Consider the following 14,011-nt stretch of genomic DNA (forward strand, 5'->3'; position numbering starts at 1 on the left):
AAAACATAGATTTTAGTTATTTTATTAATGATAAAATACACCAATAATCAGAGTAAAAATTATTGGTATTAAGATTGGAATAGCAACTATCAGTCCCCACTTACCAAACTTTATTTCCTCACCCTCAGATTTGAGAAACGCAATCCAACCTACAACTCCCATCAAAACCCAAATAAACCCAAAGGCAAGAAATATAACAAATACTGAATCTTCCATTTTTCTTACCAAATTTTCTTAAATTGTAACTAATTACCACTAACTAACTTTGCTAAACTTGCACGAAACTGGCTAAAATCAAAAGCTTCAATAGTTTTTTCTTGTAAGTATTTTGGTTGGTAAATTACTCGATTAGAGTAATCGCCTTGTAGGATTTGAATTAGATTTTCAGCAATTTCTTCAACGTTATCAGGATCGACTAAACATCCCAACTTCCCGTCAGCCAAGGGATCTATAGAACCATCTTGATTACCCGCCAATACAGGTTTACCACAAGCTAAAGCTTCTAGAAAAACAATCCCAAATCCTTCTCCTTTACTAGGCAGAGCAAAAACATCGCAGAGATTGTAATGATCGCACAATTCTTTATCTGGAACAAATCCGGCAATTGTCACACAATCTTGTAGATTTAAGTTGGTAACTAAAGCTTTAATTCGAGGTATATCATCTCCTTTCCCTGCAAGAATGAAGTAAACATTAGGGAGATACAACCGCACTTTAACTAAAGCATACAGGATTTGGTCGTAACCCTTGTATTTTGCCGTGCTTCCCAGCCGCGTTACTGTTAAAATTACAGGCTGTTCATCTGTTAAATTATATCGCTTTAGTAAGTAGGCAGGTTTAGAATTTATTGGGAACTTACTAGCATCAAATGTATTAGGTAAAATAACTATCTTTTCTGAATCAATATTTGTATCTTGAAGCAAGCGCTGGCGAGTATAATTACTAACACTAATGATTTTATCTGCTTTTTCTAAAGCGAATTTTGTTGCCTTGTTTTCGATATCCCAAACTTCTAACCCATGAGCAACCACCCAGTAAGGAATTCCAGTGAAAAATTTTAGAATATAACAAACAATCGCATAGTTAACATGAGTAGAAATTACTACAACGGGATGTTGAAGAATAGCTAAAATAATTATTTTTGTGGCAAATAAAATTGGTTGCAATAATTTTGGTAAATCTCCAAAATAATGAAATCTTGTTGAACTTAAAAACTGCAATTTTTCTGGCTGTTTTAAACTATACTTATCATATTTTAGAAACACATCATAATCAGCTTCAGGATATATATCTTGTAAAGCTTTCAGCAAAAATTTTGAGTAAACTTGAATACCTCCCTTAAAATCAAATATATTCGGAAATATTAAGTAAAGACGAGGTTTAGCAATCATATTTTTTTAGCATTTTAAATGATTTCAGATTTTAATTGCATAACAATATCTTTTCGAGAATTGATAGCTGCTGCTATAAAATAAAACTCAATAGTTGTAAAAGTATAGTCTTCAGCAAAAAAATCTAGCATTTGAGACGCTAAAAACATAATAATCGGAACAGTAATTAAAGGATTAGCATATTTAACTTTAAATGCTATTTTCGCTAAAAAATTAGTAAATAGTAATAATCCAGGAATTCCTTGTTCTGCTGACACATTTAAAAATATATTGTGTGCGTGATAACCTTTCTTCCCCCAAACTTTCACTCCTATCTGGTCTGGAAAAACCCCTATACCTATACCAGTAAGTGGTCTTTTAATAGTTTCATTAATAGCTGCCTGCCACATTTGAAACCTTGAAAAACCTGTTACTAAAAGAGTATGAGGCTTTTTTTCGTTTGGATTTACTGAATTTGAATTTTCTAAAAATACATTAATTAATGGGAATATTTTACTATCTGCCAAACCAAGTCTCCATGTAGAAACTGGTACAGTTACAATGCATAAAAACAAAAAGATTATTAGATAAATCATTTTTCTAAAACTAATAATTTTATATATCAGCAAAAGAAACATACCAATTATAAAAATTACCCAACCATTTCCGCTAGCAGACAAAGCTAAGGAAATTATAAAAACTAATTCGCTTATATGTAATTCAATTTTAGAAATTTTATTCTGTTTTTCTAAAATCAGGCTTAAACATAATCCAATGGCGACTATGACCCCAAACTGATTAGGGTTTTGCATAATTGAACCAATCTCAGGATAAAAGCTGGGAAACTTTAATAATTTAAAAATCCAGTTATTGGGAAGTAAAAGCTCTAAAAAACCCAAACCTGCAATTATCTGTAGTAAGTATAATATACAACGATAATAAAATGTTAAATATACTGCTTTTATATTATTAAAAGTTAATAATATAAAAGCAAAAAACAATATATAATAAGTTGAGTATTTTAGACTATAAGTAATAGCAATATTTGGAAACTCGCTCATTAATGAGGACAGCCACATCCACAAATACATTAGACTTATAGATATCAAAATTATTTTATGCTTCTTAACAACTTCTGGTATCTTTTTTAAAGATAAACTAATGATTCCCAAGCTAAATGTAGGAAGTAATAAATAATGAATACCAATATTTATCCCTGGAAATTTAATTCGCCCTAAAAGTGAAGAAAATAGTATGAGCAGGAAAAATATATTAATCATAACCTTTTATTTAGAGATATTTTTTTGACAATATAAAACCTATATAAACCCACTTTCGTAGGTTTAGGGATAGATTTTGATATTTTTTTCAAGCTATAATCCTGAGAGGATGTTTGAAAATTTTTTAGTAATGTATCAAAGACTTTTAGATCCTCCTAAATCCCCCTTTTTAAGGGAGACTTTGATTACGGTTTCCCTATTTTTAAGGGGGTTAGGGGGGATCAATAACTGCCTAAAATCACAGCCAACTACTTTTCAAACAACCTCTGAGCACGTAAAGAATATTATCATAATACAGTCTTCGCCAATATCATCTTTTGAAGCTATGATTAATTTGAGATTTTTGCACAGTTAAATATTCTGAGGTAGAACCCGAAAAAGTCGTAATCTACCCCGAATGTACACTATCAGATATTTTTAATTAATCATCTGCCAAATTTTGAGAATGTTCTCACCACTTCCACCACCGGCAATGGTTTGTCCATCTGGGCTAATGGCAACGGCATAAATATATCCAGAACCTGTCTCCAAAGTGCGGATTTCCTTTCCTGTGACTGGGTTCCAAAGTTTGATTGTCTTGTCACTACTACCACTTACAAGTGTGATACCATTTGAACTTACGCTTGGCAAAAAGGCGACAGAATTAACCTTATCATGATGTCCTTTTAAGGTGTGGATTAACTTTCCTGTTTTTAGATTCCACAATTTAATTGTCTTGTCTTTACTGCCACTGGCAAGGATGACGCCATCGGGAGCAAAAGCGACTGAAAGAATCGATTCTGCATTTCCCTCTAAGGTGCGGATTAACTTTCCTGTCTCTAGATTCCACAATTTAATTGTTTTATCCCAGCTACCGCTGGCAAGGGTTTTACCATCAGGACTGAAAACGACAGATGCAACACCACTGGTATGTCCCTCTAAGGTGCGGATTAACTTTCCTGTCTCCAGATTCCACAGTTTGATTTTCATATCCTTACTAGCATTGCCACTCGCAAGGGTTTTGCCATCAGGACTGAAAGCTACAGAAGTAACTCCGTCGCTATTTCCCTGCAAGGTGCGGATTAACTTTCCTGTCTCCAGATTCCACAGTTTGATTGTCTTGTCCGCACTGCCACTAGCGAGGATTTTGCTATCAGGACTGAAAGCTATAGTCCAAATCCAATTGGAATGTCCTTCTAAGGTGCGGATTTCCTGTCCATCTGTCAGATTCCATAGCTTGATTGTCTTATCATCACTGGCACTGCCAAGGGTTGTACCATCAGGACTGAAAGCTACGGAATTCACGTCACTAGAATGCCCCTTGAAGGGTTTGGGTAGATAAGAATTTTCTGAGACGTTTTTTTGGGGCTGAATAGGCTGAGAAATAGGTTCAGGAACCTCGCTGACTGTATGGGGACGAGACTGAAAATACCAAACTCCCCCTAATCCCAACACCAAAATGCTAGAACCTAACAGCAGTTGACTTTTCAGATTGTTATTTGATTTTGGTGAAACTGGCCCCTTGTTTGCTGGGGTAGCTGTAAATGTTGGTGTAAGTATAGTTGGGGGCACTGATGACAATGGTGCTAGTTGAGGTGTCATCAAGTCAGTGATGACTTCATCAGCCGATTGATAACGCTTTTGGATGTCTAGTTGCAACAGCTTATCTAAAACTTCACCCAACTCCATAGATATAGAAATCCCGTCCCTACCTGAACTGGTTAAATGTTGCCGCCAAGATGCAACCCAAGCATAACCCTGGTATATCCACAGTTGAGATGGGCGAACTCCAGTCAGGAGATGAAAACAAGTAGCCCCCAAACTGAATAAATCACTGGCTGGGTAAGCTTTTCCATCTTGCATCTGTTCAAGTGCAGTGTAACCGTGTGAGCCAATAACAGTGCCTATTTTAGTCTGCACTGTTGCTGTCAGAAGTTTGGAAGCTCCAAAATCAATTAGGATTAATCGCCCGTCACTTTGACGGCGAATAATATTCTGCGGCTTGATATCTCGGTGAATCACTCCCCGCACATGGATAAACTTCAGTACCGGTAGTAAATCTAGCAAAAGTTGGCGAATCTCCGTTTCGTTATAGTTTGCCCGCGTTTCCGATTCTTTGAGCAAGTTTTGCCCATCGATAAACTGCTGCACCAAAAAGAGATAGCTATTTTGCTCAAAATAAGCTAATAAAGTAGGAATTTGCGGATGTTCTGCCAGTTCTTGCAGTCGGCTCGCTTCTTGTTTAAATAGTTCAACGGCCTTGGTTAGTGGCCCAGTTCCCTGAAGTTTTGGCGCGAATTGCTTAACAACACAGCATTCATTCAGTTTGTGTACATCTTTTGCCAGATAGGTTCTACCAAATCCGCCTTCGTCTGATAAAACCTGAGTGGGACGATAGCGACCTCCTAGCAGGGGTATCAATTCCGCTCTACAACTGTGGCAATAGTTGTTTTTATCAGGATTTAAGGGTTTTTGGCAATCGGGATTCACACAACACAGCATACTGGGAATCCATTTCAATTGGGGTATATATTCATCTTAAGTCATACAGTATAATCTCTCTTGTTAGTAAATATCACTGAGACACCATACAAATCACCAATTTCCTTACCTCATCAGGTATTGAACAATTTAGATAAATTGCAAAAAATTGTGTTTGAGCGATGCCTTTTGACGAATTTATGGGCATCAAGTCTGTACATCTGTGTGAGTCATTTAGTCAGGTTTACAAAAATATCTGGGCAAAAATCCGAAAAGCAGTAATTTAAGTTTGTAGCTCAGTATATACTTACGAAATTGAGATTTCCTCTAGTAGTGTAAATTGAAAATATAATTTTTCCGATTTGATTATGGCAACATTTGGGTATGTCGGATATACGAATTCATTTGATTACAGGCGACGCCTTTAGCAAGCCGCTAAGGTATATGCGCTAAATTTCCCTTTCAGTTGACATAACTGCTGCGGTTCAAACAGCAACTAGTATTAATTTTGTATTTCAGGAATAGACAAAATTACCAGCAAAATTAGGAGCGTAATTATGCTATTAGACAACAAAAACTATCGTCGCAAATTAAGTCATGTTTTAATTGGTTGCGTGACTAGTAGTTTGTTAATCACAAGTAATGTGCTGCCTATAAGTGCTTTGGTGAAATCTCAAAGTTCTCAAGACTTCATAATTGCTAAATCACCAGATGAGAGACAACCAGAAGCAGTAAAAAAAGGAATTGAGCAAATTCCTGCTTCTCAAGCATCAATATCTCCGAGACGGAAGACTTCTATTGAGTCACCAATACAGCAGACTCCTCGTGTATCGTCTCATAGAGAAAATTCTCCGCGAACTTCCAGCGTTTCAGATAATAGCTCTACTCCTACTAGATCGTCTAGACGTAGGACTTATAACTCAAACTCTAATCGTTCCAATAGTGGTGGCTCTGCATCTAGATCCTCTGGAACTAGAACTGCAAATTCAAACGCCAATCGTTCTAATGCTGGCTCTAGGAGAGTTGGCAAGCCAAGTTCTAATGTAGCTACAACTGGGAACCAAAATCTCGATAATTCAGCGCTTTCTTCGCCTGTAACACCAACTTACAAAGAGATTAACTTTGTAGATGTTGCATTAGGTATTTTAAGTAAGAGTGACTTTCAATCTGAAGGTAGATATTTTCATTTCTATGAGTTTGAGGGCAGAGAAAATCAATTAGTTCAAATTAGACTGATTGGCAGTAATGATACACGTAGATCCAATAATTTGAGTTTAAAACCCTTGTTGTTTCTGCACGATCCTGATAACAATATCATCGTTAAAAAAGGCGCTTTGGATAAAAGCAGTGGTGGTGATGATGCATTCATTTTTGCGCGACTGCCTAAAAATGGCACTTACAAGATTGCAGTTACTAGTCAAGATCCTGGAGATACAGGTCGCTATAGCTTGGCTCTCAGGAATGACAGAGCTAGCTATACTTTAGATGAATCAGATCAACTAACTGCCAAAAGCTCAACCCTGAAACAAAATGGAGGCGCTTACAATGTTTCTAATTTTCAAGGTAAAAAAAATCAGCTTATAAGTATTCGGGTAGATAGTGTTGATGAAGAGTTTTCTCCTTATGTAGCTTTGCTAAATTCTCATGGACAGACGATCGCTATCGATAAAGACAAAGACAAAAGTGGTGTCTACAGTGCTTTAATTGACCGAGCTAGGTTGCCTGAAGATGATACATACTATATAGTTATTACTTCCAAAAATCCACAGGAACGCGGTAAATATAGATTGACTATTTTCTGAAGTAATTACTGATTCTGGTGTCGAGACTATTGTAAAGTGGATATAGGCCGGAATGTTTTCTTTACTTACCGTAATAGTCTCGATACCATTGTATAAAGTTCAGTTAAGGGTTATTGGTGTAAATAATTAGTCTTTTAAGAGGCGATTTATCGCATCTCTACAATCTGGGTTTTGTTGCTCTATCTGAACTGTACTGACTGGAAAACGAGTCGAAGCTCCGAAATTTCACATCACTAATCAGCTTTTTAGCCTTAACTGAACTGTATTGTTCTATAATTTCTGCGATCGCCTATCGCCCTTCTATGACTCTGGAGAGAGAATAATTGAGGCGACTGGAAGTTACGGCTACAAAAACAAAGTCAGCCTGCGCGAATTCACTTTAATCTGACGAGTTCCCGATCGCCTGGTTATACCAATTCTGTATGAAGATGCGCTAAACCATACTTAAATACAAGAAAAAAAACGAACCGCATTCGCGTTAGCGTCTCCCCTTCTTCCAAAGGGAGAGGCTAACGCCAAGGGAGAAGGACGCATTCGCGCAGCGTCTCGTAAGAGTTGGACACAAAGAAAGAAAGAAAGAAAGAAAGAAGAAGTTAAGAGGGTTTGGCGCAGCCTGACAAAGAAATGGTATTAGTTTTAGAGGTTATTTATAAATAGGACTTACGCATTGGCAGAAACGCCGAAATGGCAGGTATGGTTTTCAACTACTGTTAGTTGTGATCGCGGCGATGGTTGGTGATGCTGCTCATTTTTACCCCTCCCCATTTGAAACAGTTTATCGCAATTGGGGATCGGGTAGTGGGGGCTGGCGAATGGTTTGAGATTCAAAGGTGGATGAACGAGTAAGCTGTTGTGCATACAAGTTGCACAATTTAAATTGTGGGTAAGAACTTCAAACCCTCTCCCCTGCTCCCCTGCTCCTCTGCTCCCCTGCGGTCTCAATGTGTAAATTAAGTACTTAACAGCTTATTTGAGGTGGATGAATCCAGTTCAAAGGTGGATGAACGAGATTCTAACTCTCCCTCATTCCCAATCCCCAATCTCCAATCCCTAATCCCCATTCACTGAGACAACCGCCAAATCTTAATAGTGTTATCTTCACTACCGCTAACAAGGGTTTTGCCATCAGGACTGAAGGTAACAGATGTTACAGTGTTGGTGTGCCCCGCTAATGTGAGAATTTCTTCTCCTGTAGCTGTATTCCACAGTTTGATAGTGCGATCGCGGCTACCACTAGCAACAATTTTACCATCGGCACTGAAGGCTACAGATGTGACAGTGTTGCTATGTCCCGCTAATGTGCGAATTTCTCTTCCCGTAGCTAAATTCCAAAGTTTGATGGTGCGTAGGTGTAGCCCGTCGTAGACATCGCGGCTAGCACTGGCTAAAGTTTTACCATTTGGGCTAATAGCCATAGTTGTCACTGTTTGAGAATTTCCTTCTAGTGTGCGAATTGGGTATCCCTTTGCTAGATTCCAGATTTTGATCGTCTTGTCAAAACTGCCACTGGCCAAAATTATACCATCGGGACTGATAGCCACTGACCGCACCCAAAATGTATGCCCTGCTAATGTCCGAATTTGCTCTCCTGTTGCCAAATCCCAGATTTTAATGGTGTTGTCATCACTCCCAGTAACTAAAGTCTGGCTATCAGCACTGATGGCTAGGGCATGAACTGAGTCAGAATGCCCTATAAGAGTGCGAATTTGTTTTCGCGTTGCCAAATTCCAGATTTTAATGGTGTTGTCATCACTGGCACTAACCAGAAGTTTGCCATCTGGACTAATTACTACGACATTCACCTGCTGAAAATGCCCGTTGAGTGAAGAGATTAGTTTTCCGGTTGCGAGATTCCAAAGTTTGATTGTGCTATCGTCGCCACTGCTGGCTATGGTTTTACCATCGGGGGTGATGGCGACAGATAAAACTGAGTTTTCGTGTCCTTGGAGGGTGTTAGCTAAGGAAACCTTACCCAAGCTAATCTGACTCAAAATCGCGTCATTTTTACCAGGACTATTGTGCTGAATCAACCTAGAGACCAAACTGGTTTGAATCCGGCGAAAATTTTTATACCAAGATTCGCTGAATCCAAACAACAGAATGAAAGCACTGATTAAGATTAAAATTCTCAGTAAGGGATAACTTTTTGGTAAAGCTGGTGCTTTAGTTGGTGGTAATTTCCCAGATGACTTACCCGCAGGTGGCAGGGCGAGGAGTTGTTTAGGAGTCAAGTCTCTAAGGACTTCTTCGGCTGACTGGTAACGTTCATGGATATCTTTTTTCAAAAGCTTGTCGATGACAAAATCCAACTCAGGATTTAGCGGACTCCGCAAATATTCCCGCCAATTACTCACCCAAGCGTACCCAGATTCCATCCACAACTGAAACGGTGAATTTCCCGTTAGCAGATGAAAGCAGGTAGCACCCACACCGAACAAGTCGCTGGCGGGGAAAGCTTTCCCATCTCTAATTTGTTCTAGGGGAGAATAACCATGTGAACCAATGGATGTGCCAGATTTCTGCTGAACTTTGGCGGTAAATTGCTTTGAGGAGCCAAAATCAATCAGGCTTAATCGCCCATCATTTTTATTGCGGATAATATTTTCTGGCTTGATGTCTCGGTGAATAACTTTGCGATCATGGATAAATTTGAGGATGGGCAGTAAATCTAGCAAAATAGATTGAATGTCTCTAGCGTTATAAGCCTTGCGCTGTTGCAACTCCTTTAACAAATTATCTCCATTGATAAACTGCTGCACCAAATATAGGCAGCCGTCTTGCTCAAAGTAAGCTATCAAAGTCGGAATTTGGGGATGTTCCCCAAGGTCTTGTAGTCGCTGCGCTTCTTCTGCAAACAACTCCATCGCCTTTTTTTGCGACCAAGTTCCTTGAAATTTTGGAGCTAATTGCTTGATAACACAGCGTTCATTGAGTTTATCTACGTCTTCTGATAGATAGGTTCTGCCAAATCCCCCCTCATCTGAAAGGACTCGGATGACACGGAAGCGATTTCTTAAAAGTGACACCAGCGGGGTGCTACAACTTTGGCAAAACTTCTTTCCATTGGGATTCAGGGGATTTGAGCAATCGGGATTTAAGCAGCAGATCATGATCTGACAGGCGCGACTGCATGACAACTTAGGCTAAGTTTGCCCCGAACTTTCCCTTAAGATAATTGACTCTCGCTTACTTGTGGTAGATAAACCCTGTTCTGGGGATTGGGGAATTACTTATATAGTTAGCTTTTGTAAATAATAGTCAGTCTTCCTCATCTGTGGAAAACTACGAGAGCCATAAGATTAATTATTCTATCGATTATATAATAATCTGAATAAAAATATTTTTTTGAACTTTTAAACCTAGTAATTTTGCTTGTATCTTGGCAAGCGATAACTGACTAAGTATTGAAGATAAACCCTGATTAATTAATCATTACTGACTATCAAATATAGTTAAAATGCTTACTAAATTTGTTTTAGCTATTTTAAATTGCCCATAATTAACTATTCATTTGATACTTTAGGTAAAAAAGGCTGCAACTTACAGCAGATTTCAAGTTTGTAAGGTACACAATGATTCGTCTATTACCCAGGTATAAAGCGTGTTTTACTCCTGTTAGCGCAGCGGGGCGTAGCCCATTTTGAATTCTGAATTCTGCTGTATGTGCTATTTTGTTTCTTTGAATCTTGCTCTCCATTTCCGAATGGCACTAGCAGTTCTGGCTACAGGTGGCATGTATACATCGTAATTTTCGTGTTGTGTAATTTCATGTTGGGTAATTTTGTTTTGTGTAATTTCGTGTTGTGTAATACTTTTATTATTTAATTTTTGGGTAGTTAGACAGTTAGCCAAAGTAGGTGAATAACTTTCACTACTTAAAGCTTTTATCACTTCATCGGCAGTCTTAAACCGCTCCTCTAAGTTAATTTTCACCATTTTTCCTAAAATCTGGGCGAAACTGTTGCTGATATTTACCTGTTTTTGCCAAGATATTTCACCAGTCTTTGGGTCGTAGTCCAATTCTAAAGGACTTTTAGCAGTCAACATATAAATACAAGTTACACCCAGCGCATAAATATCACTGGCATAAACTGGACGTAGAGAAAACTGTTCTGGTGGTGCAAATCCCCTAGTCCCGATAAAGTTGGTATTTGCAGCTTGATTGATTGAGTTTTCACAAGCATCAACTAATTTCTCTTTCACCGCACCAAAATCAATCAGCACTATGCGCCCATCATATTCACACCGCAATAAATTCTGAGGCTTAATATCCCGATGAATCACATGATGTTTATGAAGATACTGTAATACGGGTAATAATTCCTGTAAAAACCGCTTAACTGAGGCTTCACTTTTGGGCCCAGTTTGCCGCACTTCTCGCGCCAAAGTCAAACCCGGCACATATTCTTGAATTAAAAAGAACTCCCCATTCGCTCGAAAGTAGTCTAATAGCATGGGAATTTGCGAATGACTACCGAGTTGTCCCAAAGTTCTTGCTTCTTTTTCAAAGCGCATACATGCCTTTTGCCAACTTTGGGGAGTAGTTACTTTTGGACAAAGCTGTTTAATGACACACAGTGGATTCCCAGGTAATACGGCATTTTTGGCTAAAAATGTCACACCAAAACCACCTCTACCCAAAATTTGTAGTATTTCATAGCGATCGCGAAATAGCCGTTTGGAACCACACATCTGAATCAACTGAGTTTGTTGTAAAATGCTCTCTTGAGAATTCGTTGTTTTTTGAGAAAAACGATTCAGATTCATTAGTATAAAATATCTACTCTTAAATGAATGTCTCTAATTCTATGACAATTCTTTATTGACAACAGTAAGATTACTGAATCTTTGCCAAATCCTCATTACTCTTCAAAAAGTAAAAATAAATTTTTGTAGAACTAGCCCTTTCACGGATGTGTGACGAGCTAATTTGTAGTTTAGTAGAGGTGAAAGTTTGTTGCATGGGTACTTATAATAATTTTGTATGAAGATGCACATAACAAAACCCCTCTGGTTTAGCAAAAGGGGGACGGCGTAGCCGGGGGGTAAAAATATGTAGTTTCACGCTTAGTACATTTATAGGGATGCAAGGACTTGCATCCTGACGATGGGATGTTTTTTAACTATAAGTACCTAAGCTGGTGGAGTTTGTGAAGAGAAAATATCTGTGAGATTCTCCTCAACCAGCAAATCTGCTGTTTGCATAATAAATGGGAGTTCGGCTCCCACAAGACCTCTTTGGATGCGTTCTAAAGTCTCACTAAAAACTACAAACAGAGGATATATAGTATTAGCTCCCTCACTCAAAATATGACTGTGACGGAGAGGCATCAACCACTCATAATCATTGTCCAGGCAAACTTGGGTTTGTCGCCAACGTCCTAACAAATCAGAAAAGTCTTCGTGAGCGCGATGAATAAAGACTAAAATTTCTGCTCCAGTTTTAATTTTCCACTCTGGATCGCACATCAAAATTGCCACATCACAAGGTAAGCAAATCGTTTGTGGGGCTGTTGTAGCAGTATTGCGAATCCGGACAATTGGCAAAGGTACAGTGATGACACTTTCCTCTGGACGGCGCAGACTGGGAATCATCTCCAAGTATGGCCGATATTGCTTTAGTAAGGCGATCGCAGCTAGATGATTGCTGTACTCTGCCAAACTTGCTTCGTACTGAGATTTTTGCACAGTCATAGTTTATTAAATAGTGAGTAGTTAGGAGTTAAAAATAAAATTAATCAGTTAGGATATAAAAGTTAGGAATAAAATTTTTAATTCCTAACTCATAACTTTTAACTATTAACTATTAATCCTTTATCCCAGCTTTTCAAATACTGCAAACATAGGCAGATACATCGCTAGCAAAATGGTTCCAACCATTCCCCCTAGAACTACAATCATCACCGGTTCCAAAATACTGGTCATTGCTTTTACTGCTTGCTCGACTTCATCTTCATAGAAATCGGCAACTTTCATCAACATTGCATCTAATTCTCCAGTTTCTTCTCCGATACTAATCATCTGAATTGCCATAGCCGGAAAAACGGCATCTTTTTGTAAAGCAATGCTAATCATGCCTCCTTGTTGAATCTCCATACGGGCGGCGTCTATGGCATTAGCAATCACTTGGTTTCCTGATGTATCTCGGACAATTTCTAAACAAGTTAAAATTGGTACACCTGAACGAGTCAAAGAACCAAAAGTCCGGCTAAAGCGGGCAACTGAAGATTTTTGAATTAAGTCACCAAACAATGGCATCTTGAGGGAAAAACGATCGATAGTGATGCGACCAACAGGAGTTTTACCGTATTGTGTAAAGGCAAATTTCAGTCCTATAAGAGCAGCAAGAAGGACGATAGCACCCGGACTTCTCAGAAATTTGCTAGCATCCATCAAGAATTGTGTTAAAGGTGGTAATGTGATTCCAAGTTGTACAAAAATCGTGGCGAAAATTGGAATCAGAAAAATTGTCATACCAAGAAAGATAGCAACTGCGATAAAACCCACAACCGTTGGATAAGACATTGCTGATTTAATTTGGTTTTGTAACCGGGCAACATCTTCTAACAACTTGGCTAAACGATTTAATACTTCGTCTAGAACACCACCAACTTCGCCAGCTTGAATCATACTCACGTATAATCCATCAAAACAGTCAGGATGCTTCCGCATTGCCTCTGAAAGATTCATTCCGCTTTGAACATCGGTGCTAATGTCTACAAGGGCTTGTTTCAATTTAGTATTACTACACTGTTCGGAAAGCACCCCCAGACTTCTAACGATCGCAACTCCCGCATTCATCAAAACGGCAAATTGACGCGAAAAAACGGCTTTGTCTTTCACAGAAACCTTAACTAAGGAATTCTGAAAGTTTTTGAAGGCAACATCTGGCTGAAATCCTTGAGATTGCTTGAGTTCTTGAACTACAAAACCTTGATCTCTGAGATTAGTACGAGCTTGTACTAAGGATTCAGCAACAATTTTTTCTGTTCGGGATTTTCCTTGTGAATCACGAACGCGGGCAACGTAGTTTGGCATAAATAAATTCAAAATTCAAAATTCAAAATACTCAAGGGGATGAAATATTCTTCATCTCCTC

General features: G+C 38.4%; 9 protein-coding genes. 1 reads left to right on the forward strand and 8 read right to left on the reverse strand.

What is annotated here, in order from left to right; all coding sequences use genetic code 11:
• Positions 1-24 precede the first annotated feature (24 nt).
• The 4 genes from HWQ40_RS00295 to HWQ40_RS00310 all read right to left on the reverse strand — a co-directional run bounded on the left by HWQ40_RS00295 (position 25) and on the right by HWQ40_RS00310 (position 5,131).
• Positions 25-216 carry a hypothetical protein gene (locus HWQ40_RS00295; protein WP_104909255.1) on the reverse strand — a complete coding sequence of 64 codons (192 nt, stop codon included), beginning with the start codon at positions 214-216 and terminating at the stop codon, positions 25-27.
• Positions 217-245: 29 nt separating this feature from the next.
• Positions 246-1,391 carry a glycosyltransferase family 4 protein gene (locus HWQ40_RS00300; protein ID WP_292774160.1) on the reverse strand — a complete coding sequence of 382 codons (1,146 nt, stop codon included), beginning with the start codon at positions 1,389-1,391 and terminating at the stop codon, positions 246-248.
• Positions 1,392-1,405: 14 nt separating this feature from the next.
• Positions 1,406-2,650 carry an O-antigen ligase gene (locus HWQ40_RS00305; protein WP_292774162.1) on the reverse strand — a complete coding sequence of 415 codons (1,245 nt, stop codon included), beginning with the start codon at positions 2,648-2,650 and terminating at the stop codon, positions 1,406-1,408.
• Positions 2,651-3,067: 417 nt separating this feature from the next.
• A complete protein-coding gene (locus HWQ40_RS00310) occupies positions 3,068-5,131 on the reverse strand; it encodes a serine/threonine-protein kinase (protein ID WP_292774164.1) in 2,064 nt (687 codons plus the stop codon).
• 536 nt (positions 5,132-5,667) lie between these two features.
• On the opposite strand from HWQ40_RS00310, the gene HWQ40_RS00315 reads away from it, so the two are divergent.
• On the forward strand, positions 5,668-6,912 hold the full coding sequence (locus tag HWQ40_RS00315) for a pre-peptidase C-terminal domain-containing protein (protein WP_292774166.1): 1,245 nt from the start codon (positions 5,668-5,670) through the stop codon (positions 6,910-6,912).
• 1,061 nt (positions 6,913-7,973) lie between these two features.
• On the opposite strand, the gene HWQ40_RS00320 is transcribed toward HWQ40_RS00315, so the two are convergent.
• The 4 genes from HWQ40_RS00320 to HWQ40_RS00335 all read right to left on the reverse strand — a co-directional run bounded on the left by HWQ40_RS00320 (position 7,974) and on the right by HWQ40_RS00335 (position 13,950).
• Positions 7,974-10,022, reverse strand: a complete 2,049-nt coding sequence (locus HWQ40_RS00320; RefSeq protein ID WP_292774168.1) for a serine/threonine-protein kinase — start codon at positions 10,020-10,022, stop codon at positions 7,974-7,976.
• Positions 10,023-10,578: 556 nt separating this feature from the next.
• Positions 10,579-11,673, reverse strand: a complete 1,095-nt coding sequence (locus HWQ40_RS00325) for a serine/threonine-protein kinase (protein WP_292774228.1) — start codon at positions 11,671-11,673, stop codon at positions 10,579-10,581.
• Between the two features lie 372 nt (positions 11,674-12,045).
• Positions 12,046-12,606 (reverse strand): hypothetical protein, encoded by a 561-nt coding sequence (locus tag HWQ40_RS00330; protein WP_292774170.1) that lies wholly within the window; start codon positions 12,604-12,606, stop codon positions 12,046-12,048.
• A gap of 120 nt (positions 12,607-12,726) precedes the next feature.
• Positions 12,727-13,950 carry a type II secretion system F family protein gene (locus tag HWQ40_RS00335; protein ID WP_292774172.1) on the reverse strand — a complete coding sequence of 408 codons (1,224 nt, stop codon included), beginning with the start codon at positions 13,948-13,950 and terminating at the stop codon, positions 12,727-12,729.
• Positions 13,951-14,011 lie beyond the last annotated feature (61 nt).

The sequence above is a fragment of the Nostoc sp. NMS9 genome, from assembly GCF_017114995.1.
Lineage (GTDB): Bacteria > Cyanobacteriota > Cyanobacteriia > Cyanobacteriales > Nostocaceae > Nostoc.